The sequence below is a fragment of the Nocardiopsis oceanisediminis genome, assembly GCF_048595525.1.
Lineage (GTDB): Bacteria > Actinomycetota > Actinomycetes > Streptosporangiales > Streptosporangiaceae > Nocardiopsis_A > Nocardiopsis_A oceanisediminis.
Map to the genome: position 1 here is coordinate 755,625 of NZ_JAFMZJ010000001.1, position 18,316 is coordinate 773,940.

General features: G+C 72.4%; 21 protein-coding genes, 4 tRNA genes and 1 pseudogene. 14 read left to right on the forward strand and 12 right to left on the reverse strand.

Features of this window, described 5'->3' with window-relative positions:
• The first annotated feature begins 53 nt into the window (after positions 1-53).
• From J0910_RS03510 to J0910_RS03535, 6 genes are all read left to right on the forward strand, one after another.
• Positions 54-1,262, forward strand: coding sequence for a helix-turn-helix domain-containing protein (locus tag J0910_RS03510; RefSeq protein ID WP_420157066.1), 1,209 nt, complete (start codon positions 54-56; stop codon positions 1,260-1,262).
• A gap of 33 nt (positions 1,263-1,295) precedes the next feature.
• Entirely contained in the window at positions 1,296-1,802 is a 507-nt protein-coding gene (locus tag J0910_RS03515) for a flavoprotein (RefSeq protein WP_420157067.1), read from the forward strand.
• Positions 1,803-1,882: 80 nt separating this feature from the next.
• A complete protein-coding gene (locus J0910_RS03520) occupies positions 1,883-2,074 on the forward strand; it encodes a hypothetical protein (RefSeq protein WP_420157068.1) in 192 nt (63 codons plus the stop codon).
• Positions 2,074-2,367, forward strand: a complete 294-nt coding sequence (locus J0910_RS03525) for a hypothetical protein (RefSeq protein WP_420157069.1) — start codon at positions 2,074-2,076, stop codon at positions 2,365-2,367. Before J0910_RS03520 ends, J0910_RS03525 begins: the two co-directional genes overlap by 1 nt.
• The gene (locus tag J0910_RS03530) at positions 2,364-2,576 is read left to right on the forward strand and encodes a hypothetical protein (protein ID WP_420157070.1); all 213 of its coding nucleotides are present in this window, start codon (positions 2,364-2,366) and stop codon (positions 2,574-2,576) included. Before J0910_RS03525 ends, J0910_RS03530 begins: the two co-directional genes overlap by 4 nt.
• Positions 2,577-2,645: 69 nt before the next feature.
• On the forward strand, positions 2,646-2,816 hold the full coding sequence (locus J0910_RS03535) for a hypothetical protein (protein ID WP_420157071.1): 171 nt from the start codon (positions 2,646-2,648) through the stop codon (positions 2,814-2,816).
• Positions 2,817-2,937: 121 nt separating this feature from the next.
• On the opposite strand, the gene J0910_RS03540 is transcribed toward J0910_RS03535, so the two are convergent.
• From J0910_RS03540 to J0910_RS03560, 5 genes are all read right to left on the reverse strand, one after another.
• The gene (locus J0910_RS03540) at positions 2,938-3,357 is read right to left on the reverse strand and encodes a helix-turn-helix domain-containing protein (RefSeq protein ID WP_420157072.1); all 420 of its coding nucleotides are present in this window, start codon (positions 3,355-3,357) and stop codon (positions 2,938-2,940) included.
• 534 nt (positions 3,358-3,891) lie between these two features.
• Positions 3,892-5,541 carry a hypothetical protein gene (locus tag J0910_RS03545; RefSeq protein WP_420157073.1) on the reverse strand — a complete coding sequence of 550 codons (1,650 nt, stop codon included), beginning with the start codon at positions 5,539-5,541 and terminating at the stop codon, positions 3,892-3,894.
• Complete coding sequence (locus J0910_RS03550; protein ID WP_420157074.1) at positions 5,538-6,416, reverse strand: bifunctional DNA primase/polymerase; 879 nt, start codon at positions 6,414-6,416, stop codon at positions 5,538-5,540. Before J0910_RS03550 ends, J0910_RS03545 begins: the two co-directional genes overlap by 4 nt.
• Positions 6,413-6,841: a hypothetical protein gene (locus tag J0910_RS03555; RefSeq protein ID WP_420157075.1), complete on the reverse strand. Its 429-nt coding sequence runs from the start codon at positions 6,839-6,841 to the stop codon at positions 6,413-6,415. Before J0910_RS03555 ends, J0910_RS03550 begins: the two co-directional genes overlap by 4 nt.
• Positions 6,842-6,927: 86 nt before the next feature.
• On the reverse strand, positions 6,928-7,143 hold the full coding sequence (locus tag J0910_RS03560) for a helix-turn-helix domain-containing protein (protein WP_420157076.1): 216 nt from the start codon (positions 7,141-7,143) through the stop codon (positions 6,928-6,930).
• Positions 7,144-7,249: 106 nt separating this feature from the next.
• On the opposite strand from J0910_RS03560, the gene J0910_RS03565 reads away from it, so the two are divergent.
• On the forward strand, positions 7,250-7,918 hold the full coding sequence (locus tag J0910_RS03565) for a helix-turn-helix domain-containing protein (RefSeq protein WP_420157077.1): 669 nt from the start codon (positions 7,250-7,252) through the stop codon (positions 7,916-7,918).
• Positions 7,919-8,095: 177 nt separating this feature from the next.
• Positions 8,096-9,208, forward strand: a pseudogene (locus tag J0910_RS31305) (site-specific integrase); the annotation flags it as partial.
• A gap of 233 nt (positions 9,209-9,441) precedes the next feature.
• Here J0910_RS31305 and J0910_RS03580 read toward each other — a convergent pair.
• Positions 9,442-9,514, reverse strand: a tRNA-Lys gene (locus J0910_RS03580).
• A gap of 231 nt (positions 9,515-9,745) precedes the next feature.
• On the opposite strand from J0910_RS03580, the gene J0910_RS03585 reads away from it, so the two are divergent.
• Entirely contained in the window at positions 9,746-10,006 is a 261-nt protein-coding gene (locus tag J0910_RS03585; protein WP_420157079.1) for a PspC domain-containing protein, read from the forward strand.
• A 35-nt stretch (positions 10,007-10,041) separates the two neighbouring features.
• Here the strand turns inward: J0910_RS03585 and J0910_RS03590 are convergent, their stop codons facing one another.
• Together J0910_RS03590 and J0910_RS03595 are read right to left on the reverse strand one after the other, a co-directional pair.
• Complete coding sequence (locus J0910_RS03590; RefSeq protein WP_420157080.1) at positions 10,042-11,322, reverse strand: MFS transporter; 1,281 nt, start codon at positions 11,320-11,322, stop codon at positions 10,042-10,044.
• 191 nt (positions 11,323-11,513) lie between these two features.
• The gene (locus J0910_RS03595) at positions 11,514-11,858 is read right to left on the reverse strand and encodes a metallopeptidase family protein (RefSeq protein WP_017595774.1); all 345 of its coding nucleotides are present in this window, start codon (positions 11,856-11,858) and stop codon (positions 11,514-11,516) included.
• A gap of 89 nt (positions 11,859-11,947) precedes the next feature.
• On the opposite strand from J0910_RS03595, the gene J0910_RS03600 reads away from it, so the two are divergent.
• The 4 genes from J0910_RS03600 (at position 11,948) to J0910_RS03615 (ending at position 13,966) form a co-directional block, all read left to right on the forward strand.
• Positions 11,948-13,498 (forward strand): metallophosphoesterase family protein, encoded by a 1,551-nt coding sequence (locus tag J0910_RS03600; RefSeq protein WP_420157081.1) that lies wholly within the window; start codon positions 11,948-11,950, stop codon positions 13,496-13,498.
• Positions 13,499-13,620: 122 nt separating this feature from the next.
• Positions 13,621-13,696: transfer RNA gene (locus J0910_RS03605), tRNA-Glu, on the forward strand.
• Positions 13,697-13,792: 96 nt separating this feature from the next.
• Positions 13,793-13,867 (forward strand) — tRNA-Asp (locus J0910_RS03610).
• 25 nt (positions 13,868-13,892) lie between these two features.
• Positions 13,893-13,966 (forward strand) — tRNA-Phe (locus J0910_RS03615).
• A gap of 63 nt (positions 13,967-14,029) precedes the next feature.
• Here J0910_RS03615 and J0910_RS03620 read toward each other — a convergent pair.
• Positions 14,030-15,322, reverse strand: a complete 1,293-nt coding sequence (locus tag J0910_RS03620) for a M14 family metallopeptidase (RefSeq protein ID WP_420157082.1) — start codon at positions 15,320-15,322, stop codon at positions 14,030-14,032.
• A 168-nt stretch (positions 15,323-15,490) separates the two neighbouring features.
• Positions 15,491-15,667 carry a hypothetical protein gene (locus J0910_RS03625; RefSeq protein ID WP_420157083.1) on the reverse strand — a complete coding sequence of 59 codons (177 nt, stop codon included), beginning with the start codon at positions 15,665-15,667 and terminating at the stop codon, positions 15,491-15,493.
• Between the two features lie 162 nt (positions 15,668-15,829).
• On the opposite strand from J0910_RS03625, the gene J0910_RS03630 reads away from it, so the two are divergent.
• Entirely contained in the window at positions 15,830-16,792 is a 963-nt protein-coding gene (locus J0910_RS03630) for a TIGR03557 family F420-dependent LLM class oxidoreductase (RefSeq protein WP_420157084.1), read from the forward strand.
• A 158-nt stretch (positions 16,793-16,950) separates the two neighbouring features.
• Here the strand turns inward: J0910_RS03630 and J0910_RS03635 are convergent, their stop codons facing one another.
• Together J0910_RS03635 and J0910_RS03640 are read right to left on the reverse strand one after the other, a co-directional pair.
• The gene (locus J0910_RS03635; RefSeq protein ID WP_420157085.1) at positions 16,951-17,658 is read right to left on the reverse strand and encodes an exonuclease domain-containing protein; all 708 of its coding nucleotides are present in this window, start codon (positions 17,656-17,658) and stop codon (positions 16,951-16,953) included.
• Between the two features lie 157 nt (positions 17,659-17,815).
• On the reverse strand, positions 17,816-18,301 hold the full coding sequence (locus J0910_RS03640; RefSeq protein ID WP_420157086.1) for a hypothetical protein: 486 nt from the start codon (positions 18,299-18,301) through the stop codon (positions 17,816-17,818).
• Positions 18,302-18,316 lie beyond the last annotated feature (15 nt).

The window sequence follows — 18,316 nt, forward strand, 5'->3', positions numbered from 1 at the left end:
CAGGAGGGGCCTGCCTATCCTGAGTCCGATCGTTCAGGAAAGGCAGAGCCCTCATGAGCCCGGCCCATCCCCCGGACAGCATCGGCCGTCGTATCGCGCGCGTCAGGAAGCGTCGATCCCTCACCCAGCAAGGCTTGGCCGACCGCTGCCACTATTCCCGTTCGCACATCGCCCAGGTCGAAACCGGACACAAGCTCGCCACTCCGTCTTTCGTCGCCGCTATCGCGGTGGTTCTGGGCATCGACCCCGCCGAGCTGTTCGGACAGCCCTACCGGGGGGACACCTTCGCCGACGATCAGGTGCATGCCCCCATCGCCGCGATTCGGCGGGCCATCGCCTTCGTCGACGTCGCGCCTGAGTTGGAGGCGCCGCCCCGCTCACTGGATGAGCTGGCCTGCGCCCTCTCCGAATGCCAGGGACTGCGCCGGAAAGCACAGCACATCCGCTTGGGCGCCCGCCTTCCCGCACTGCTCGAAGAACTCGCCGTTCACGTCTGCGACCCCGTGGACGCCCAAGCCGAGCATCGGGCTTGGAAGCTCCTCTTCACCGCGCAGGACACCGCAGGGGAACTGGTCCGCCGTCTGGGGTACACCGACCTGGCCAACCAGCTCTTGGAGCGCTTGGCAGTGACCGCCCAGCGCACCGGGGAACCGCATCTGCCTCTGATGGTGGCCCGCCGCCGTGCTCTGCTCATGGCCGGGGTCGCCGCCTACGGTCCGGCCCTGCGTCTACTGCGATCCTCCATCGACCGCGTTCAAGAGGGCCGCCCCGGCGCCGCTGAGGCAGCTGGTTCCCTGCACCTGCGGGCGGCGGTCATCGCCGCACGAGGAGGCCAGGAGGACGCCGCTTGGAATCATTACGCCCAGGCGTGCGAGACCAGCCGCATTGCCGGGGCCCGGCCCTTGGACACCTACGGGACGAACTTCGTGCCCGGCAATATCGCGATCCACGGAGCCGCCATCGCGGTCGAGCTGGGAGACTACGAAGAAGCCGAGCGCCGTGACGCCGGGATCGGGAAGCAGCTGCTCGGCTCGGTCTCCCCCGAACGGCGCGCCCACCACGGCGTTGACATGGCCCGCGCCCACGCTGAGACCGGCCGGCGGGAATCTGCTCTGCGCCGACTGCTCGCAGCAGAACGCGCGGCACCGCAGATGGTCCGCTACCACCCAGTGGCCCAATCGGTCGTCCTGCACCTGGGCAACGCCTATCGCTCCATGCCCGAAGAACTGAGGATGTTCATGGGGCGCATGCACCTGGCCTGAGCCTCCTACGCCTCGGCTGGAAGACTGCGGGCCATGACACGCACCCTCTACCTCACCGTCTCCGGCGCCTCGACCACCGATGAAGAGACCATCCCCGACCTGGTCCGCCTTCTCACGGCCGAAGGCTGGGATATCACCGTCGTGTCCACCCCTACCGGGACGCACTTCCATGATCCTGCTGCCCTCGAGGAGGCCACCGGGCGCCCGGTGCGCACTGAGTTCCGCATGCCCGGTACCGGGACTCGCCTCGTCCCCGGCGGCGCCGTGCTCGCCTGCCCCTGGTCGTTCAACTCCACCAACAAGACCGCCTACGGCATTGCCGACACCTTCGCTGTGGCGCTGGTGTGCGAAATGATCGGCCATGGCGTGCCCACCGTGATCGTGCCCAAGGCCGGCGCACCGCTGGCCAGGCACCCGGCTTTCGGGCGCAGCATGACCGAGCTGGCCTCCATGGAGCCGGTCACTGTCCTGTACGACCCTGATCGGCGCTTGCCTTCCTGGCACGAGGTGGTCGCCGCGCTGTCCGCCGCGGCCCGGTAGTTCCTCCTCCCCAGGGCGTCAAGGCCGCGCATGTTCCAAGCGGGAACATTCGCCAGGTCGCAGGTGGCGACCCTGAGGGCATGGAAACGACCACGACTTCCCCGGCAGCACTTCTGGCCGCGGACTTTCCGTCCTGGTACGTCTTCCGGGACCTTCTTGATGGCCCCGGGCACTGGCGCGCCGTCCGGCAGGACCCGGCGCGGGCGGTGTCCGCGCCGACGCTCGCCGGGCTGCGCGGGCGCCTGGCCGCGGTCGAGGGGGCGGAGCGGTGATGGTCCCACCGGCCGCCCGCATCCCGGGCCACTTCGAGTTCTGCGAAGTCGCGTTGCGCCACCGGGCCCTGTGGTCGCTGTCCTACGAGCACGGCACCGCCGCCCCCTACACCGCCTGGTACAAGGTGGTCCCCGGCGTCGTGCTCGCCGCGTCCCGGTTGGAAGTCCTCGACGCCGCGCTCACCGACTTCACCCCGCCCGCCCGGGTCCGGCCCTACCTGCCCGAGGAGCAGCAGGCGCGCACCGAAGAGCAGCGCCTTCTCGCCGACCTGGCCGAGGCGGTGGCCCGGTGACCTCCGCCGAGCACCACATGGTGATCCGCGCTCCGCACGGCGGGATGGTGCGCGTCGAGGACGCCCCCGAGACCGGCGGCGCCGCCCTCGTGCTCGCCCCCGGGGTGGAAGTCCTGCTCCGCCCCGGCGACACCGACGCCGCGGCCTACCTCACCCGGCTCGCCTCGGCGGTGGCAACCGCGCGCGGCAGGCTCCACCGCCCCGTCTGAAAGCCGCCGCCCGCCCCCGCGGCTCCCCTTGCCGGGGCGGGCGGCACCCCGCACTCCCAGGAGCCCGTGATGACAGAGCCCGTGATGACAGAGTCCGCCCGATGCGGCGCCTGGCTGCCCGGCCACCCCCACCCCTGCGCCCGGACGGCCGGGCACGGCGGCGCGCACGAATCCGTCGTGGGCGGCACCTGGGAGCACCGCCGCCTCCACAAGGAAGAGGAAGGCGAGCACGATGCCTGACAGCAGCGGCGAGGACTACGAGACATGCGACACCTGCCGCACCCGCTACCAGAAGGGCCAGACCAAGCCCTGCGGCTGCCCCTGACCCCGCCGGGACACCCCCGCCGGGGGCGGGCAGGGGTCAGCGGGCGGCCCTCCTGCGTGCGCGCCTGCGGTGCGCCCTGACCCCCGCCTCGGTGTCGGGGCGCAGCGACGCCCCCGCCGCGGCGGCCAGCACCTCACGGACCGGTTCCGGATCGGCCGGGGCCAGCCCGCGGGCCAGGGCGGCCAGCACGACCGGGCGCGGCCGGCGCCGACCGCGCTCCAACCTCGACACCGTCGAGGCGGCCAGCACCGCCCGGTTGGCCAGGCCCCGCACCGACAGCCCCCGCTGGGTGCGCAGCCGGCGCAGCAGCGCGCCGAACGTGGCGGCCAGGCGCGCGGCCTCCTCGGGGCCGGGACGGCCCGGCGCCCACCGGTCGGCCGGCGGGCGTTGCCCAACGTGCGCGCGCCGACCTCCTCGACCGAGCGAACCGCCGGGCTCGGCGGCGTCTGCGTGCACGCTGTGCCTCCTCGGTGCTGGTAAGGCGGGGCGGTGGTTCAAGCGGCCTCGTGGTCGGCGGTGGTGATGGGGTCGGTGCTCATCTGCTGGTTCCTTCCTGGTGGGTGAGTTGGTCGGGTAGGTCGAGGGCGGTCCGGGTGTCGGCGCCCGGGTGGCGGGCGACGGTGGCCTTGGCTAGGAGGCGGCCGGCAGCGGAGCAGCGTGGGCGGGGTTTGGCGGTGTCTGGGGTTTGAGGTCGCCCCTCTGTGTGCACGGCGCCCCCGCCCGCGGTTTTCTCCACTTAAGTCCTCTCGTGTCCGTTTCTTTTCCTTCACGCATTGGGTTCTAGACCGCTAAACCCCGCCAAACCCCGCAGACTCTCAGGGAACCTGCCTTGACCTGGGGGAACTCCCGGCGGGGTTTAGGCGGACCGTGGAACCCCAAACCCCGCCGCCCACCCCCGCCGGTGGCGCCCGCCCCCGGTGTTTCTCCAGGCCAGCGCCCCGCGCGGGGACAGCGGGGTTTGCGGGCAGCCAAACCCCGCCCCGCTGCCCGCTACACATGGGCCGGCTCCGCGCCGACCGGCGCTTCGGCGCGCACGCGGTCGACGTAGTAGCGCCACACCTTCGTCTTCTTGTCGAGCACGCCCCGGACCGTGTACTCGCCGTAGAACCGCCCCTGCTTGCCGGAGAGCATCTTGCCCAGCCCCCGGGGCGAAGGGCGGGTGCCGTCGGCCCTGGTGAGGAACGTGCCTTCCCAGGGATCGGCGCCGGGCGGGCCGGGGAAGGGAACCTCGGCGGACTTGAGCAGGTCGCTCGCCGACTTGGGGGTGTCGCCGAACATGGTGTGCCAGGTCGCCAGGAAGGCGTGCCAGGTCGCGGCCTCCTCGTCGTGTGAGGCGAGCTGGTCGGCGTTGGCCATGAACCCCGGGACTCCGAGCCAGCCGGTGAAGCCCGCCATGGCGCGTGCCCAGCGGCGGAAGTTCCGCATGCTCAGCTCCGCCTTCGGTGCCCCCTCGACCACCCACGCGCGGGCGAGCACGAGGAGCTGGTGGAGCAGAGTGGCGAGGTTGCCGGCGTCTTCCAGCCACTCGGTCAGGTCGGGGATGGTGAACCCGGTCCGCAGGTCCGGGTTGGGCATGCGGGGGTCCAGGACGACGAGGACGGTCCGCGAGGGCATGTCCCCGCCGAAGCTGATGTTGTTTCCGGTGACCAGCCACAGCCGGTCGTTGGGCACGCCGATCTGGTTGGAGCTGCCCAGCTCCCGGTCCGACCAGGCGGCACTGGTGAGCAGCTTGGCCAGGGAAGGCTGGTCGACCTGGTCGAACTCGCCGATGTTGTCGAACACGACCACCGGGTCCGAGGAGGTCTTCAAAGTGGCGGTGATCGCCTTGCGCAGCTCGGCGTCATCTTGGACCCAGGGGCGCGAGGTCGCCCCGTAGAGCTTGCCGGGGATGTCGGTGAGCAGGGTCTTGCCGGAGCCGGGAGCCGACGCCGACACCGCGCCGAGCGGGGCCAGGCCCCCGATGAACGGGCGGAGCAGCGGGGTCATGAGCAGGGCGACGAAATTGGCGCGGCTGCCCCCGTCTGCCCACGGGAAGTCGGCGAGGACGTAGTCCAGGAGGTAGGACCGGGCCCTCGCGACGTCGGCGGAGGTGGGCAGGTGCGGCACGTGGGGGACCTCGCGGACCGGCGCGTAGTAGAGCCGGGTCGCCTCGTCGTAGCCCGGCTCTTGCAGGATCGTGCCGTCCGGGCGCATCACCGGGGAGCCGACGACTCCGGAGAGCGGGCGCACCTGCGGCCAGTGGGTCTGGGAAAGGACGGCCTTCGCCACCCCCACCGACGGTGAGGCCGGGGTCCGCGCCTGGTCGCCGTTGGGCTTCGTCCGGGACTTGTACAGGTGCGTGTGACGCGCCAGGAGCCGCCGGAGCATGTCCGGGGTCACGTCGACCACGGCGAGCGGGAGCGTGTTCTCCTGGGCCGCTAGAACATCGCCGGAGACCTGCACGATCTGGGCCAGGGCGCCGTTGCGGACGTAGGTCTCGGGGATGGCGCACTCGCCGAGGAGGTCGGCCAGGCCGAGGATGGCGTAGGGCTCATAGGTGATGTCCAGCTCGGGGCGCTGGGCGGGTTGGACGCCGTGGGCGTCGAGGACCTGGGCGACGATGTCCCCGGGGGTCGGTGGGGTGGGAGCTGTCTCGGTCACCGCTGCCCCCTGCGCAGGCCGGAGCCGATGGTGCCGTGGCGCGGATCGCGGCCGGCGTCGCGTTCGGGGATGCCGAGCTGGGCGGCCGCGGTGAACAGCACGTCGTAGGCGACGGCCTCGCTGATCTCGCCGGCGCGGACCATCTCCCCGGCCTTGCAGCTCGCCCAGTACAAGGTGTTGTTGCCGTTGCCCTCCTCTGCGTTCAAAACGGCGGCGGCCAGGCCGCGCAGGCGGGCGGAGGAGACCTCGGTGAACCGCCCGCCGGTGTCGAGCCGGGGCCGGGGCGCGGGCGGCCGGAGCCGGGCGGCGAGGGTGGGGTGGAGGTCGTCTATGGGCGCCGTGGGCCAATCCCAGCGCCAGGTGTAGGGCTCGCCGGTGCGCGGGTGGGTGCTCGGCGCGGCGACGATATAGCCGCCGTCGGCCTTGCTGTCGACCTTGGGGCCGATCTTGCCCGCGCCGGACATGAGGTATCCGCCGGGGTGGCGGTAGAGCAGGTGCCAGCCGCCGGAACCGGTGCGCTGGGCGCAGGTCTCCGGAAGCAGGCCTTCCGCCATGAGTTGGCGCATGGTGCCGAGTCCTTCGGGTGGGTCGACGTCGACGACGGCCAGGCCGCTCGCGGCGCCGGTGCGGATGGCCAGCAGCCGCCCGGGGTGGCCGGAGAACATGGCCTCGACCCGGTCCACGTCGTCGGTGGCGGCATAGAACCCGTGGCAGGTCAGGCACTCGCACGCCTCCATCTGCACAGGGGTGCGGTGTTCTGCGCGGCAGGGGTCGCAGTTGGCCAGCGGGGATTTCTTCGTGGACAGAGCGAAGACCTTCCAGCCTCGTTCGACGTAGGTCTGAGCGGCCTCGCGGATGCGGTCGAGTGCGGTCACGGCCTCACCGCCGCCGGGGCGCCGTCCTCGTCCTCGGTGCGCGCGAGGGCGTCGGCCAGGGCCGCGCGCACGCGGGCCACCCCCACCGGGTCGTTCCCGCGGACCTCGACCGAGGCGGCCGCGCGCACCAGGCGGGCCGTGATCGGCGCGTCCCATCCGGCGTCGAAGAACCCGGGGGCGTCGCCGATGTCGAGGACGACGTGGGCCCCGGCGAGCGCGGCCGGCGGCAGGTCTCCCCGGGTCGGGTGCCGGGGCGGGGCCGGGGCGGTGGCGCCGTCGAACCCGGAGATGAAGTAGTCCGGGCCGCTCCGGCGCCGGGGGGTGTCCCGGTGGAGCGGGCAGGTGAGGACGACGGTGCCGGTGATGGGCGGGCGGGCGTCCCCCGGGGCGGGTGCCGGCCCGGGGCGGTGCCGTAGGCTGGACATGGCTTCCTTGTGGTGAGGAGTCTGTTTCGCGGTGGCCGGGGTGGCAGCCCCGGCCATTCGCATGTGCGGGGAGGGGCCGGCGGCGCTCACGCGGTGGCCGGTTCGGGCTGGTCGCGGATGCCGAGGGCGTCGAGGAGGTCGGCGCGGCGGACGCGGTAGCTGTTGCCGATGCGCAGCACGGGGACCGGGAACTCGCCGGACCGCACCAGGTCATACGCCTTCGTCCGCTGTACTCCGAAGGCTCGCGCCGCGGTCACGATGTCCGTGCTCACGGGGAGCGCCCGGACCTCGTCCGAAGTCATGCCCTTTGAGATCACAAAATCACCGACCCTTCGATCTGGGATCACCGTATTCGATAGTATCCGCCAGCGATCGACAGGAGCGCAAGTTTCGGGTTACTGTGATTTCATGTCACAAGAAGAGTGGGCGGCAGACATCGCCCAGACGGTCGGGCGTGAGGTGCGGAGGTACCGGAAGAAGCAGGGGATGAGCGCTGAACAGCTAGCCCAGAAGTGCACCGCGGCCGGCCTTCCGATGAAGCGTCCGGTGATCGCCAACCTGGAGAGCGGCCGGCGGCCGACGGTGAGCCTCGCGGAGCTGCTCATTCTGGGGAAGGTGCTCGAAGTCCCGCCGTTGCTGCTGATCTTCCCCGTAGGGAGGACCACGGTCACCGAAGTCGTGCCGGGGAGGGAAGCCCCCACGTGGCTGGCGGCCAAATGGTTCACCGGCGAGGAGGCGTTGCCGTGGAAATCCTCCGAGGGCTGGGTGGTCTCCCCGGAGGACTGGGCGGCCTGGCAGGACGGCGGGGAACCCGCAGACAGGTTCCGGTGGCAGGACCGGCAGTTCGCAGAACTCCGTGCGACGGCTGCGCGTGCTGATGGCCACAGGAAGGCCGCAGCGGCCGTAGAAGACCCCGAAGCCCGTGAACGGGAGGAACGGGCAGTCAGGGCGGAGGAGCGAACCATCCGGTTCCTGGAGGAGGAGATCCGGCGCGGGCGACGCGAAATGCGAAGGCTGGGGCTGAACCCGGGGGAGCTGCGGCCGGAATCCGCGCATATCGACCAGGGCGACATGTAAGGGAGCGAAGTGAAGGGTTCAACCTACAAACGGTGCAGGTGCCGCGATGAGAAGGGCAAGGAGCTGGGCCAGTCCTGCCCCAAGCTCCGTAGGAAGAACGGCACCTGGAACCCCCGACACGGCATCTGGTACTTCCGCCTCGAAATCGAGGCCGGCAAGAACGGCAAGCGCCGCACCGTGCGCCGCGGCGGCTACTCCACCCAGGACGCCGCCCAGGAAGCGCTCGACGAAGCCAAGGTCAAGCACGGCCAGGGGCGCGACGTGACGGTGAAGCTGCTGTTCAGCACCTTCTTCGACGGATGGCTCGACGGGAAGAAGAACCTCGACCGGTCGACCCGCCGCGGATACGAAGCCCACGGACGTCTCTACCTGAAACCGTACCTGGGGCATATCGAACTCGACCAGCTCCGCGCCGGCCACGTCTCCGCGATGTTCACCGCGATCGAAGCCGACAACGAGGAGATCAGGAAGGCCCGGGAATCCGGCGACCCTGCAGTGCAGGAGGCGGTCAAGGGGCGCAGGATCGTCACCCCGGCGACGCAGCAGCGCATCCGGGCGACCCTGCGCTCATGCCTGTCCGCTGCGGTCAAGCAACAGATCATCACGGTCAACGTGGCGAAGCTGGTCGAGCTGGAAGCCGGCAGGCGGCCGAAGGCGGTCGTGTGGTCGCCGGAGCGAACCGAGCAGTGGCAAGCCCAGTTCGCCCAGGTGCTCGACGAGGCCAGGCGGAACGCGCGCGGCCAAGAGGTCCTTGGGTTCAAGCTCTGGCGGGCGCTGGAACGCCCCTCGAAGGTGATGGTGTACACGCCTGAACAGGCCGGGGCCTTCCTCGACCACGCGGTAGGGCACCGCCTCTACGCGGCCTTCCACGTGATCACGTTCCGGGGCCTGCGCCGTGGGGAAGCGTGCGGGTTGCAGTGGCCGGACATCGACCTTGCGGCGGGCACGCTCACCGTGCGCAGACAGCGCCGACAGCTCGGCTGGGAGGTCGACGAGGCGGACGCCAAGACCGAGGACAGCGAAGCGACCGTCGCCCTCGACGGCGGCACCGTGGAAGCCCTGAGAGCGCATCGCGCCCGGCAGAACGAGGAACGCCTCGCGTGGGGCGACGCTTGGGAAGGCGTCGGGCACGTCTTCACCCAGGAGAACGGGGCGCCCCTGCACCCCGCGACCCTCACCGACGAATTCGAGCGGATGGCGTTCGCGGCCGGCCTGCCGCCCATCCGGCTGCACGATCTCCGGCACGGAGCGGCGACTCTCGCGCTGGCCGCCGGCACCGACATGAAGGTGGTGCAGGCGATGCTTCGGCACTCGTCGATCACCATCACGGCGGACACGTACACGTCGGTGCTTCCGGAGGTCGCGCACGAGGCGGCGGAAGCATCCGCGGCGATGGTCCCCCGGGCCGCTTCCGAGGACAGTCCCAGCACTCCCGGGCTCCCTACGGGCTCCCAAGGGGCGAAGAAAACCGAAGGGCGCCCCTCCCGTAGGAGGAACGCCCAGGTGAGACGGCTTCCAAAGAGTGGGCCCCCAGGGGATCGAACCCTGAACCCGCGGATTAAAAGTCCGCTGCTCTGCCAGTTGAGCTAAGGGCCCGCGACATCGGCCGGTGTAGCAGGGCAGATGTCACCGGCGCACACTTTACCCGAGTCGCACGACGGTTGCACAGCAGAGGATCCGGTCGGTGGAGGTGCGCGAGGGGACGGTGGGGCGCCGCCCCGAGGGGGTGGGGCGGGGCGGGTCGGGGTGCGGGTCAGGGAGGGATCGGGGGGCGCTCCGGGGGGTGCCGGATGGGAAGGCGGCGGCCGAGCGGGCAGGCTGGGGGACATGAACGAGAACTTCGGGAAGAAGAGGCTGCAGCGGAGCAGGACCAACCGGATGCTCACCGGTGTGTGCGGCGGGGTCGGCGAGTTCATCGGCGTCGACGCCAATCTGGTCCGGTTGGCGTTCGCGGTGCTCACGCTGTTCGGGTTCAGCGGGGTGCTGGTCTACATCATCGCCTGGGTCGTGATGCCGGAGGAGGGCGGGCAGACCTCCGTCGCCGAGCACGTCATCCGGAACTTCCAGGGGAAGAAGTCCGACCTCTGAGACCCGCGGGGCGGGGAGCGGGCCGGGAAAAGGGGTCAGTCGGAGCGCTCCGGGGCGTCCATCAGCCCGGTGACCTGGGGAGCGAGCCGGGTCCACGGGGCGGCCAGCAGGAGGGCGCCGACGATGCCCAAGACGCCGGAGCAGACGATGACGGCGCCGAGGTCGACCACCTCCACCAGCAGGCTCGCCACCGCGATGCCGATCCCCTGGACCGCCTGGAGGCCCGCGGCGACCAGGCCGAAGGCGAGGCCGCGGCCGACGGCGGGGACGCACAGCACGAACGCGGCGTTGGCGACCAGCTGGTAGGAGGCCAGGGCGCCGGAGAGCGCGAGCAGCGCCACCATCGCCCACAGCGGCAGGTCGGCCAGCCAGGCGAGGAGCGGGACCGAACCGCCGACGGCCAGCGGGCCGATCAGCCGGATGCGGGTCACCGGGGCGATCAGCCGGGTCAGCACGAAGCCGCCGACCAGGGCGCCCATCGACGGGCCGGCCATGATCAGGCCGGTGCCCACCGCGCCCGCGCCGACCTCGTCGGAGAGCGGGCCGGCCAGGCCGAACGGGACCATGTAGAAGCCGGCCAGCCAGGCGAAGAGCGCGAGGGTGCGCAGCCGCGCGTCGCCGAAGACGAGGCGGGCGCCGTCCCGGGTGACCTGCCACAGCGTCGGCCGGGCCGCCCCGTCGGGCACCGGCGCCGGGCGGGCGCGCACCCCCAGCCGGACGATCAGTGCGGAGGCGACGAACGTCGCGCCGTTGATCATCACCGCGTTGTTCGGCCCGACCAGCGCGACCACCGCGCCGCCGGCCACCAGGCCGACCAGGGTCCCCACGTGCGAGGTCAGGTTGATGATGGCCGATCCGGCGACGTACCGCTCGCCCTGCACGATCTCGGTCATCAGCGCGGCGCGGGCCGCGCCGAACGGCACCATCGGCAGGATCGAGCAGAACAGCAGCGACCAGACCGCCCACAGCGGCAGCCCCGGGATCCCGATGCCGACCACCAGCGCCGCGCGGACCAGGTCGGAGGCGAGCATCACCCGGCGGCGCGGCAGCAGGTCGGACAGGCCGGACAGCAGCGGCCCGGCGAGGATCTGCGGAATGAAGGTGATCGCGCTGGTCACCCCGGCCGCCAGCGGTGACGAGGTCTGCCGGTAGACCAGCAGCACCACCGAGATGCTGAGCAGGTAGCCGCCGGACATGGACAGCGCGTGCGAGAGCCACAGGGAGCGGAACTCCGGCACCCGGATCACGTCGGTGTAGGCGCGCTTCCAGTCGGGGCGGACGTCGTGGCCGTCGCCGGCCGTTCGCGGGTCCCCCACCGGCGGCTCCCTCATCGGCGCGTTCGCGTTCACGCTGGGTCGTTGTTCGATGACCTACGGTCTCGAAACGGGGTCGCCTTCCGCAAGCGGTTCGCCGGAATTCGTAGCTGATTCGTTGTCGGGGCAGATCCCTCACGACATGGGTGGAAGCGTGCGCCGACGGGGCGGTTCCGGACGTGCCGGCGCAGAGGTCAGGCCCAGCCCAGTTCGTGCAGCCGGTCGTCGTCGATGCCGAAGTGGTGCGCGATCTCGTGGACCACGGTGATCCGCACCTCCTCCACGACGTCCTCCGGGACCTCGCAGATCGCGCAGATCTCCCGCCAGTAGATGGAGATCCGGTCGGGCAGCACCCCCGCGTAGAAGTCGCCGCGCTCGGTGAGCGGCACACCCTCGTAGAGCCCGAGCAGGCCGGGTTCGGGCGGGTCTTCGGCGACGGTGATCACCACGTTGTCCATGTAGCGGGTCAGGTCCTCCGGGATGGAGTCCAGAGCGTCGGCGACGAGTTCTTCGAATTCCCTGCGGCTGAGTTCGACCACGCCGCCATTGTCCGCCAGGAAACGGCGTGTCGGCGGTGAGGCGTTGCCGAACCGGGGTGCACGGGCATGATGGACTCGTGTTGTCTCGGTTGAGCACGGCACTCGCGGTGGTCCGCGAACGGGTCGCCGCGAGGCGGGAGCGGCTGCTGCGCGCGTGGCGCGTCGCGGCCGTCGTCCTCGCGGGCCTGGCCGGCGGCTGGCTGGGCCTGGCGCTGGGCGGCAGCGCGCTGACCCCGATCGGCCCGGCCGACGTGAGCCTCTCGGTCAGCCCGAGCTGGCAGGGCGAGACGGTGGTGGACGTCGCCCCGCTGGGCACGCTGCAGTTCGACACGCACACCGCGCCGCTGCGCTTCGAGGCCTCCATCACCGAGATCCGGCTGGCCGCCGCGGAGGAGATGTTCTCCGACCCGGAGGCGATCGACCGGATGGCGCGCGGGATCGGCGCGGAGGTGCGGGACGGCGTCATCCGGCTGTTCGCCCAGTCCGCCGCGGCGGCGGTGCTCGGTGCGGCCCTGGTCGGCCTGGTGCTGTTCCGGGACTGGCGGCGGGCCGCGCTGAGCGCGGGGACGGCGCTGGCCGCGTTCGCCGGCGCCGGGGGCCTGGCCGTGGCGACGTTCAACCCCTCCGCGGTGGCGGAGCCCCGCTACTCCGGCCTGCTGGCCGGCGCGCCGCAGGTGGTGGGCAGCGCCGAGGCGGTGGTGAGCAGGTTCGAGGAGTACCGGGAGCAGCTGGCCGGCCTGGTCGGCAACGTGTCCCGGCTCTACGAGGTGACCTCGGAGCTCCCGGTGTACGAGGGCGACGAGTCGACGGTGCGGGTGCTGCACGTCTCCGACATCCACCTCAACCCGGCGGCGTGGAACGTCATCGCCTCGCTGCAGGAGCAGTTCCAGGCGGACGTGATCGTCGATTCCGGGGACCTCACCGACCGGGGCAGCGCGGCCGAGGACGCCTTCGCCGACGAGATCGCCGAGCTGGACGTGCCCTACGTGTGGATCCGCGGCAACCACGACTCGATGGGCACCCAGCGCGCGGTGGAGCGCCAGCCCAACGCGGTGGTGCTGGACGACTCGGTGGCAGAGGTCGCCGGCATCGTCTTCTACGGGGCGGGGGACCCGCGGTTCACCCCGGACAAGACCGCGGACAACCCCGGCGCCGACGAGGTGCGCCGGATCGGCGAGGCCCAGGCGGTGGGGGTCGCCGACGCGGACCCGCCGGTGGACGTCGCCGTGCTGCACGACCCGGTGCAGGCCGAGGGGTTCGACGGAAGGGTCCCGCTGGTGCTGGCCGGACACGGCCACCGGCGCTGGACCGAGCTGACCGGGTCCGGCACCCGGTTCTTCGTCCAGGGGTCGACCGGCGGCGCCGGGCTGCGCGGCCTGGAGAACGGTGCGGCCGACCCCAAGCCCTACGAGGCCTCGGTGCTCTACTTCGACGCCGAGACCAAGCGGCTGCAGGCCTGGGACGACGTCACGCTGGGCGGCCTGGGCCTGACTTCGGCCCGGATCGAGCGGCACATCGAGGAGGACCCGGACCGCCCGATCGCCCCGCCCGAACCGACGGCCCCCGGCCCCGCCGGGCCGTCCGCCCCGGCCTCCTCCCCGCCCAGCCGGGAACCGGCCTCACCAGCATCGACGCCCTGACCGGCGGCCGCTTCCGGGGGCGCGGGGGAAAGGATTTGGCACTGGGGCGAAATCTCCCCTATGCTTGTCGAGTCCCCGACGACAGGCGCAGCGGGCAGGTGACGACCTCGTTCGTCGTCGAGGCCCCCATCGTCTAGTGGCCTAGGACGCCGCCCTTTCAAGGCGGTAACGCCGGTTCGAATCCGGTTGGGGGTACCACTCCGGTCGAAGTGGTGTCAGACCTCTGGCACAATGGAGAGCACGGAGGACGCCCGCAAAGCCCGCCAGGCGGCGCGGACGCACAACCGCATACGAGGTCCTGTGGAGCAGTTAGGAGTGCTCGCCACCCTGTCAAGGTGGAGGCCGCGGGTTCAAATCCCGTCAGGACCGCTCGCCACTACCGACCAGTGGCAGGGGCCAGGTAGCTCAGTTGGTACGAGCGTCCGCCTGAAAAGCGGAAGGTCGGCGGTTCGACCCCGCCCCTGGCCACCCCGAGAGAGCACGAGAAAAGCCCCGTGACCTGCGCAGCAGGGCACGGGGCTTCTTCGTGCGTCAGGCCGCGGGGGCCTCGCAGTACTCGGCCTCCTTGCCGATGGAGCGGTAGGGGCAGTCGGCGTAGTCGAGGAGGGTCAGGACCGCCTCGCGGTTGCGGGAGGTCTCGGCCGGGATGACCTCGTCGCCGGGGTAGAAGCCGCCGCCTCCGCTGCTGGAGGGGTACATCTCGAAGGTGAAGCTGAAGATGCCCTGGTCGCCCCAGAGCCAGTCGTTGATCGAGCCGTCGGTGATGTAGAGGTCGCTGGACTGCTGCGGGGTGTAGCCGTTGGTGTCGGCCATCATCGTGCCCAGGGCGGCGTGCGCGTCGTAGTCGTCCTGGCTCATGCCGGGGGCGGTGTCGCCGTAGGTGTGGCCGTAGGGCCACAGCACCAGCTCGCCGTAGGTGTGGAAGTCGATGGCCGCGGTGATCTGCTGCTCGCCGCCGACCACCCGGCTGCGGACGAAGTCGGCGACCTGCTTCACCTCGGGGGCGGACTCGGGGGCCGCGCCGCGGTAGGTGATGTCGCCGGGGTTCCCGGAGGAGCCGCCGCAGCACCCCCACTCGTAGGCCCAGTTCCGGTTCAGGTCGGTGCCGGTGGTGCCGGTGCCCTCGTTGGGCTGGGTGTTCTTCCGCCACGACTTGTACGAGCCGTCGGCGATGTCGTACTCGCTGCCGTCCGGGTTGACGTTGGGCAGGATCCAGATCTCCCGGGTGTCGACCAGCTCGGTCAGCTCGGGGTCGGCGCCGTACTCGTCGGTGAGGGTGCGCAGCAGGTAGACCGCCATCTCCACGGTCAGGTGCTCGCGGGCGTGCTGGGAGTGGGTGAACAGCACCTCGGGGCGGTCGTGGTCGGTGCCGACGTCGGAGGTGATCTTCACCGCGATCAGCTCGCGGCCCTCGTGCGAGGTCCCGACGACCTGCTTGGCCGCGAGGTCCGGGTGGTCCGCGACGGTGGCGTCCACCACCTCGTTGAGCTCGGCGAAGGAGTGGAAGTCGGAGTCCTGCGGCGGGAAGTCGCGGACCCCGGCGCCGCCCCGGTCCTCGGGGCCGGGCAGCGCGGTGACGGTGTGGCCGAGGCCGTCGATCTCATCGGCCTGCTCCTCGGTGGCGGTCACCACCACCGAGCCGTCGCCGACCTCGTCGACGGCGGCGCCGGTGCGGGCCACCTCGGTGCGCTCCTCGGCGGTGTCCGGGCCGGTGACCAGGTACTGCCCGGGGCCGTCGGCGGGATCGGCCGCCGCGCCCGAAGGCGGCAGGGAGAGGAGCAGCGCGGCCAGAGGTGCGGCCGCGAGCGCGGTGCGCGTGCGCATGGGGTGGGCCTCCTAGCGGGGTGGGGGGAGTGAGGCTCATGCACCCGTCAATTGGATTCGGACACGGGGAGCGATGTCAACGATCCGCTGCGCAGCGGGCGCGGCGCGGCTCCGGGACCACCCCGCCGACCCGGTGCGGAGCCGCCCGGCCGGAACCGGCCACCGGACTCACCTGGCCGCGGGATGCCGGGCCTGGTAAGCGATCCGCTCCTCCGCGCCGGAGGCCGACTCGGACAGGACGCCGTCCAGCTCGACGAAGGCCTCCCAGGCGGGCAGGGCGCGCGCGTCCGCCTCGGCGGGCGGCGCCGCCCCTGCCTCCTCGGGTACTCCGGTCCGGTCCGCCATGTCCGGTGCTCCTCTCCGTCCGCAGGGAGACGCGCGGGGCCGGGCCGGGTTCCCGGGCGGGTCATCGGCGGGCCAAGAACGCCCCGGCTCCGGTTACCCGGGCCGCCGGAGCGGCAACGCCCGTCCCCGGGCGCCGGAACCGGGTGCCCGGAAGGGAGAGGCATGCGGATCGGGTTCAAGCTGATGGCCGAGGTGCACGGGCCGGGGGAGCTGGTCCGGCAGGCGGTCCGGGCCGAGCGGGCCGGATTCGACTTCGTGGAGGTCAGCGACCACTTCCACCCGTGGCTGCACGACCAGGGGCACTCGCCGTTCGCCTGGTCGGTACTGGCCGCGGTCGCCGAGCGCACCGAGCGGATCGAACTGGGCACCGGGGTGACCTGCCCGTCGGTGCGCTACCACCCGGCGGTCGTCGCGCAGGCCGCGGCGACGACGGCGCTGCTGGCCGAGGGCCGGCACTTCCTCGGGGTCGGCTCGGGGGAGCGGCTCAACGAGCACGTGGTCGGCGCGGCGTGGCCGGCGGTGGACGTCCGGCAGGAGATGCTCCGCGAGGCGCTGCGGATCATCCGGCTGCTGTGGGCCGGCGGGTACCGGTCGTTCCGGGGCAGGCACCTCTCGCTGGACGGCGCCCGCCTGTTCGACCTGCCGGAGGAGCCGCCGCGGCTGATCGTGGCGGCCGGCGGCGGGAGGGCGGCCGCGCTGGCCGCGGAGTTCGGCGACGGGCTGTTCGCCAACGAGCCGCGGTCGGACCTGGTCGATGCCTACACCGGGGCGGGGGGCGCCGGGCCGCGCTACAACGAGGTGCCGCTGGCGGTGGGCCGGGACCGGGGCACCGCGCTCAAGGCGGCGCACCGGATGCTCCGCTTCACCCCGGGCGGCTGGAAGGTCATGACCGAGCTGCCGAACCCGGTGAACTTCGAGGCGGCGGCCGGGAGCGCGACCAGGGAGCAGATCGCCGGCGCGGTCTCGGCCGGCCCGGACCCAGAGGAGCACATCGCCCAGGTGCGGGCGTTCGCCGGCGCCGGATACGACCACCTGGCGCTGATGAACGCGGGCGGCGACCCCGACGAGTTCCTCGACTACTGCGCCGCCGAGCTGCTCGGCCCGCTGCGCGCGGGCACCGGGTGAACCGGGCCATCGCGGAGGGGGCGGGCGCAGGGCGGGGCGCCGCCCGGGGTGCACGTCCCCGGCGCGGTGAGGAGGCGGTGCGCGCTCTCCCGGGCGCCGCCGGGCGTCCGGCGGCGCCCGCCCGGAGGAACGCGGTGCGGTGCGGCCGCCCGCCGGGGTCAGCGCGCCGGGATGAGCGGCCAGTCCCGATCCACCACGGCCTGCGGATCCTTGGCGCGGCGGAGGTAGGCCTCCAGGGAGGCGGCCTGCTCGGCGCGCCAGGCGCGCTGGGCCTGGTGCAGGTCGTCGATGTCCATCGCGGCCAGCTCCGGCCGGGTGGAGCCGAGCCGCCAGGCCAGCCGGGCCGCGGCCAGCGCGTCGGCCTCGCAGCCGTGCGCGTCGCCGGGGTCGAGCCGGATGCCGTAGTGCGCGCACACGTCGACCAGGCGGCGGGAGCCCTTGCGGTATCGGTCGATCTGGCGGTCGAGCACCATCGGGTCGATCACCCGCATCCGGCCGCCGAAGTCGGTGGGGGCGCCGTGCCGGGCGAGCTCGCGGTCGAGGAGGGTGAGGTCGAAGGCGGCGTTGAACGCGACCAGCGGCACCTCCTTGTCGGTGAGCTCGGCCAGCTCGGCGGCGATCTCGCCGAGCACCTCGGCGGCCGGCCTGCCCTCGGCGCGGGCCCGCTCGGTGGTCACCCCGTGGATGTCGGAGGCCTCGACGGGGATCTCCACCCCCGGGTCGGCCAGCCAGGAGCGGACCTGCTTGCCCCCGGTGGACGGGTCGATCCTGATCACCGCGGCGGTGACCACCCGGTCGGCCTCCACATCGGTGCCGGTGGTCTCCAGGTCGAAGGCGGCCATGGGTCGGAGATGCCAGTCGCTCACGTTGCCTCTTTCCGGTCGCTGTCCCCCGGTGCCTTCCCCCGAGCGGCCCGGGGGAACGCGTCCGGTGTCCCGGGGACGGGCGACACCGACCATGAAACCGTACGCCGGGCCTCTGACCGTCCGGAACGCGGGAGAACGCGGGCCGGTGCCGGACGCCTCACCCCTCGGGGCCGGCGCGCCCGCAGAGGCGGCCGGTGAGCGGCACCGCGCTCGCGGTGGCGCACGCCATCGGCAGCAGGAACATCGAGGCGATCGTCCACTCGTCCCACCCGCTGAGCGCGGCGGCGCCGTCCGGGATCAGGCCGGCCTCATCGACGAGCAGGAACAGCGCCCCGTAGCCGAGGCAGAGCGGCAGGGCGAGGAGCGCGGAGCGGCCCGCCCAGGGCACGCGCAGCAGCCGGAGCAGCGCCCAGGCGGTCAGCCCGGCGGTGGCCAGCAGCAGCACCAGGTACCTGAGCACGGCCAGGGCCGCGTCGGCGGCGGTGAACCCGGGCTCGGCGCCGGTCGGGTCGAACGCGGACGCCGACGCGTCGGCCACGAGGAGACCGGTGAGGCCGGCTCCGGCGCCGGCCAGTGCGGCCCGGCCGAGAAGGGATCGGAGGGAGGGGGAGCGCCGCGGTCGGGGAGTCCGGTTCGTGGACACGCCCGCAGTGTCGCC

Bases quoted from the DNA above. Each gene is read 5' to 3' on its own strand.
- J0910_RS03525 (WP_420157069.1), top strand. From the start codon at position 2,074: ATGGTCCCACCGGCCGCCCGCATCCCGGGCCACTTCGAGTTCTGCGAA.
- J0910_RS03620 (WP_420157082.1), bottom strand. From the start codon at position 15,322: ATGCGCACGCGCACCGCGCTCGCGGCCGCACCTCTGGCCGCGCTGCTC.
- J0910_RS03520 (WP_420157068.1), top strand. From the start codon at position 1,883: ATGGAAACGACCACGACTTCCCCGGCAGCACTTCTGGCCGCGGACTTT.
- J0910_RS03565 (WP_420157077.1), top strand. From the start codon at position 7,250: ATGTCACAAGAAGAGTGGGCGGCAGACATCGCCCAGACGGTCGGGCGT.
- J0910_RS03630 (WP_420157084.1), top strand. From the start codon at position 15,830: ATGCGGATCGGGTTCAAGCTGATGGCCGAGGTGCACGGGCCGGGGGAG.
- J0910_RS03555 (WP_420157075.1), bottom strand. From the start codon at position 6,841: ATGTCCAGCCTACGGCACCGCCCCGGGCCGGCACCCGCCCCGGGGGAC.
- J0910_RS03535 (WP_420157071.1), top strand. From the start codon at position 2,646: ATGACAGAGCCCGTGATGACAGAGTCCGCCCGATGCGGCGCCTGGCTG.
- J0910_RS03625 (WP_420157083.1), bottom strand. From the start codon at position 15,667: ATGGCGGACCGGACCGGAGTACCCGAGGAGGCAGGGGCGGCGCCGCCC.
- J0910_RS03560 (WP_420157076.1), bottom strand. From the start codon at position 7,143: ATGACTTCGGACGAGGTCCGGGCGCTCCCCGTGAGCACGGACATCGTG.
- J0910_RS03515 (WP_420157067.1), top strand. From the start codon at position 1,296: ATGACACGCACCCTCTACCTCACCGTCTCCGGCGCCTCGACCACCGAT.
- J0910_RS03510 (WP_420157066.1), top strand. From the start codon at position 54: ATGAGCCCGGCCCATCCCCCGGACAGCATCGGCCGTCGTATCGCGCGC.
- J0910_RS03585 (WP_420157079.1), top strand. From the start codon at position 9,746: ATGAACGAGAACTTCGGGAAGAAGAGGCTGCAGCGGAGCAGGACCAAC.